4 protein-coding genes and 2 pseudogenes are annotated in these 4,432 nt (G+C 66.7%); 3 read left to right on the forward strand and 3 right to left on the reverse strand.

The window, feature by feature from the left end; all coding sequences use genetic code 11:
- Positions 1-62: 62 nt before the first annotated feature.
- Positions 63-164: pseudogene (locus NBW77_RS19415) on the forward strand (IS5-like element ISAs34 family transposase); the annotation flags it as partial.
- A gap of 80 nt (positions 165-244) precedes the next feature.
- Here NBW77_RS19415 and NBW77_RS19420 read toward each other — a convergent pair.
- Positions 245-1,105, reverse strand: a pseudogene (locus tag NBW77_RS19420) (helicase-related protein); the annotation flags it as partial.
- Positions 1,106-1,300: 195 nt separating this feature from the next.
- Positions 1,301-2,881, reverse strand: coding sequence for an ATP-binding protein (locus NBW77_RS19425; RefSeq protein ID WP_131746641.1), 1,581 nt, complete (start codon positions 2,879-2,881; stop codon positions 1,301-1,303).
- A 314-nt stretch (positions 2,882-3,195) separates the two neighbouring features.
- Here NBW77_RS19425 and NBW77_RS19430 point away from each other — a divergent pair, with 314 nt between their 5' ends.
- Together NBW77_RS19430 and NBW77_RS19435 are read left to right on the forward strand one after the other, a co-directional pair.
- Positions 3,196-3,507: a nucleotidyltransferase family protein gene (locus NBW77_RS19430; protein ID WP_131746640.1), complete on the forward strand. Its 312-nt coding sequence runs from the start codon at positions 3,196-3,198 to the stop codon at positions 3,505-3,507.
- A complete protein-coding gene (locus NBW77_RS19435; protein WP_131746639.1) occupies positions 3,497-3,838 on the forward strand; it encodes a HepT-like ribonuclease domain-containing protein in 342 nt (113 codons plus the stop codon). Before NBW77_RS19430 ends, NBW77_RS19435 begins: the two co-directional genes overlap by 11 nt.
- Positions 3,839-4,028: 190 nt before the next feature.
- Here the strand turns inward: NBW77_RS19435 and NBW77_RS19440 are convergent.
- The coding region (locus tag NBW77_RS19440; protein ID WP_250280116.1) for a formylglycine-generating enzyme family protein at positions 4,029-4,432 on the reverse strand (404 nt) is incomplete at its 5' end.

Here is a 4,432-nt window from a genome sequence, read left to right on the forward strand (position 1 = left end):
GGAACAGCGACGCAGCCGGCGCCGGCACCCGACCCGTCGCCGTCGCCGTCGCCGTCGCCGTCGCCGTCGCCGCAGACAAGGCCTACTCGTCCCGCGGCAACCGCGCCTATCTGCGTAGACGCCACATCACGGCGGTCATCCCGGAGAAGGCCGACCAGAGCAGCCGGGTGAACACCTCGCCCTCGCGAATGTTGGCCGCCACCAGGTTCCACAGCCTGCAGACCTCGTGCTGTCCGATGCGGTGGATGCGGCCGAAGCGCTGCTCGATGCGGTTGGGGTTCCACGGCAGGTCGTAGTTGACCATCAGGTGCGCGGTCTGCAGGTTCAGGCCCTCCCCGGCGGTGTCGGTGGCAATAAGGATCTGGCAGTCGCGGTTCTTGGCGAACTCCTCGGTAATCTGCCGCCGCTCCGCGCGGCGCACGCCGCCGTGGATCGCTCTGACCGCATCGGGCTTGCCCAGCAGGGACCGGATCCGTGCGGTGAGGTAGTCGAGTGTGTCGCGGTGCTCGGTGAAGATGATCAGTTTGCGCGGCCAGCCGTCGGCGTCGGTCGTCAGCACGTGGTCCTGCAGGATCTGGCTCAGCTCGGTCCACTTGCGATCGGTACCGATGTCACGCACCCGCTCCGCGACCTTGACCAGTTCATCCAACTCACTCAGCTCGGCGTTCAGCTCCTCGACCGTCCGCGCGGCGGTGGCCGCGTCGAGGAGCTCATCCTCAAGCGTCTCGATCTCTTCGGCGCTGTACTCGTCGTCGTCCAGGATCCCGAGATCAACTTCGATCTCCCGCTCGACGTACTTGCCCGACAGGATGTCCCGCTTCTTGCGCTCGAGCCGTGCGGTGCGGCGTACCAGGGACTTGTAGATCGCTTCCGGGCCGGAGGCCAGGCGTCGCTGCAGCACCGTGAGGGCGAAGCCGACGGTGTTGCGCCGCTTGCCACCGAGTCGTTCGGCGCGGTCCATGCCCTCCCGCACATAGGCGGTGACCTGTTCGTACAGGTCGTACTCCAGCGCGGTCAGCTCGTACGGGACGGTCTCGGCGATCCGTTCGGGGAACAGCTTCTTGCCCTCGAACGTGAGCAAGTCTTCCTTGACCATGCGGCGCATGATCCCGGTCGTGTCGGCGGGCGACGAGGCCGCGAGCTGATTCGTCAGCTGGGCATCAGGCTGGCGGCTGCCGTGGTGCCGAGGTGCCGAGGTGCCAGCAGGCCTCGCGGGCGCCGGCGTCGGCCTCGCCGATCACGGTGAGCGGGCCGCGCGGGCGAGCGTCGGTCGTACCCAGGGACGCTGCCCGACTTTCGGTTATCCACGTAGCAAGGTGATTCGGCGGCCAGCGGGGCTTGTGGTCGTCGTGATGGCGGTGCGCTCGTCGATGGCGGGGGCAGCGGGGCGCTGGTCGAAGATGGCGAGGGTGCCGGTGTCGAGCTGGAGACGATCGAGGTAGCGGTCAAGCTGCTTGAGGCCCTGGCGAAGCGGGTCCGCCTTGGTCGGACGCCAGGTCTTGATCTCCAACGCCTCACGCTGGACGCGGCGGGAGCCATCGGGAGTCGTGTAGGGCCAGCGGATATGCAGGTCGATACGGCCCGAACCGACCGCGTACTCACGCTCGACAAACCCACCGCCGTTCACAACGCGCTGGAGGTAGCCCATGAGGATCAGCTGGGGGGCCGCCTCGTGGTAGAAGCCTGTCTTGATAAGAAAGTCACCGTTCTCCATCCACCAGTCCGCGAACTCGTCGAGCACCTTGGGGAAATCGAAGCCGCCGTCCGAGCGGACGAACGAGCGGGGGTCGGCGGTGACGCTCTCCTGGATGCTTGACGACAGAACCCGGGCGATGACCTCCCGGTAGATCGGGTTCGCGACGCGGACAGGAGCCATGGGGGCGATCAGGCCGAGGTCACGAACGTAGACGAGGTCATCGTCATAGGGCTCAAGAGTGAGCGGGTCACCGGCTAGCAGCGGACCGACAACCCGCCGCACCCGCGGCTCGGCGAGCCTGGCCGCAAGCGAGTCCAGGTGAGTGACCCGGGCGAGGATAAACCGCTCCTTCGCCGCATCGAGGTGATCGACGGTGATCGGTTCGGGCGCGGGCACAGCTAGTTTCTCGACGACCTCACGGGCGAGCGCGTTCACCAGCCAGGGCTGGCCGCCGGTCAGCTCGTAGGCGTGCTCGACGGCGCCCGGGGCGAACTGCTGCCCGGTATCGGTGGTGTGCTGGCCGTAAAGCTCGGCGACCTCGTCCGGCGTGAAGTCCCCAAGCCGAAGGGACTCCAGTTTGACATTGAAGGGGCTCGCGGTCCCGAGACGGGTGGCATTACTACCGGACATGATCTTATAGTCGCGGACGTCACGCAGACCGCAAAGGGTCACTGACCAGGGAAAGTCCCCGGTCTCGCGCTCGGGAAAGCCAGCCCGCAACTGGCGGAGCACGCTGATCAGACTCTCGCCGCGTACCGCGTCGATCTCGTCGAAGAAGAGCACCAGTGGACGTGGGCAGACCCTCGACCACAGGGTGAGTGCCTCACGCAGAAGCGAGGCATCCGGCGCCCCGGGCCAGACCGGTGGTTGGAGGGCTGCCGGCAGCGCGGTGATCGCGCGGGTGCGGATCTCTTGCAGGATGGCGAGCTGCGCCTGCGCGTAGTCGTCTCCGGCGGCCTGTGCGGCCTCACACGTGAAGTGCAGAGCCGCATACTGCCCACCGGCGGTCAGCTCGCGGGCAAGCGCGCGCAGCGCCGTCGTCTTCCCCGTCTGCCGAGGGGCGTGCACCACGAAATACGCCCGCTGGTCGACGAGTCCTGGCCCCTCTGGCAGTCGCTCCAGAGCCGGGATCATGTAATGGTTCGCGGGCACACACGGACCGGCCGTGTTGAACCGGCGAGGCATCGATCCTCCCTCCGCGGACCTGCCAGCAGGGTTGCTCCGTGACCACCCTACGCGTGATCGACGATCTAGCCAGGGCTCGATGCCGACACACCTCGGGTCCAGGGTTCGCACTACTTCTGGTCGCAGCACCCTGGCTAACGTAGGGGTTCGGCGGCCCGTCAGGGGGGCCAACTTCCCAGAGCCGACGACAGAAGGCGGTCCGGTCGTCGTCAGGCGCGATACCGTACGCATCCAGCAAACCGTGCTCCCAGCCGGGGCCGCAGTTCCACAGGGTGCGTCGCAGGGTCAGGCACAATCGGCTAAGAGGAGGTGGCATGCATCCGCTGGTCGAGGTCAGGCGGGCAGAGATCCAGGGACTCTGCCGTCGGCTCGGCATCCGCCGCCTCGACCTCTTCGGCTCGGCGACCAGCGAAGCCTTCGACCCCGACAGCAGCGACGTCGACGTCCTCGTCGAGTTCGACACAGACCGCGCCGGATTCGACTACTACGGCAGCTACTTCGGCCTCAAGGAGGAACTCGAGCGCCTGCTGGGCCGCGCTGTTGACGTCGTCAGCATCACCAGCATCCGCAACCCCTACTTCCGGGACCAGGTCATGCGCACCAGGCAGCTCCTGTATGCCGCCTGACCCGCGTAAATATCTCTGGGACGCCGCGAAAGCGGCCGAACTCGCCCGAGGCTTCGCCCACGGCCAGACCTTCGCCGACTATCAGGCGAACGCGATGCTCCGCGCCGCTGTCGAACGCGAGTTCGAGATCATCGGGGAGGCGTTCAACCAGCTCTCCAAGGTCGCCCCAGACCTCGCCGCCGCGGTCCCCGAGCTCCCTCGCATAGTCGCTTTCCGGAACATCCTCATCCACGGCTACGCCACCGTCGACGACGCCCTCGTCTGGCAGGTACTCCAGGAAAAACTCCCCGAACTCGAACACGTGGTCCGCAGAATGCTGGCGGAAGACTGACCCGGCTGCGCCAAGATCGGCCTACCGGCCAGGTGAAGCGGGCGCCGCTGCGGAGAGCGGTCTCGGCGGTCACCCGCGACCCAGATGCTTACCTTCTGTGTGCGTACGAGCACCCTGGTTCGCGCCAGCTTCTGGTCGCAGCACCCTCGCTAACGTAGGGGTGCGGCCCCCACCGTGGCGACGATTCCTATCAATGCGAACCAGAACGCGCGACGCGGAAACCAACGTCGTCGACCTGGAAGGTCGGATGGCTACGGCGCCGCACCGACGCCCGGCAGCTCCAGTGCTCGTCGAACCACCCGCCGCCTCGCAGCACCCGATAGGTGCCGTAGACCTCGGCGTCGTATGTGTCCCAACACCAGTCCCAGACATTGCCGAGCATATCGTATAGTCCCCACCGGTTAGGCTTCTTGCCGCCCACCTCGTGGATTCGCTCGCGCGAGTTGGCTCGATACCACGCAATCTCGTCTAGTTGTCCGTACCGCGGACCTGTCGTGCCGGCACGACAGGCGTATTCCCATTCGGCCTCGGTTGGCAAGCGGTACCCGTCTGCGCGGACGTCCCATTCGACGTCGTCACCGGCGATGCTGTAGG

The sequence above is a fragment of the Frankia sp. Cppng1_Ct_nod genome, from assembly GCF_920656135.1.
Lineage (GTDB): Bacteria > Actinomycetota > Actinomycetes > Frankiales > Frankiaceae > Protofrankia > Protofrankia meridionalis.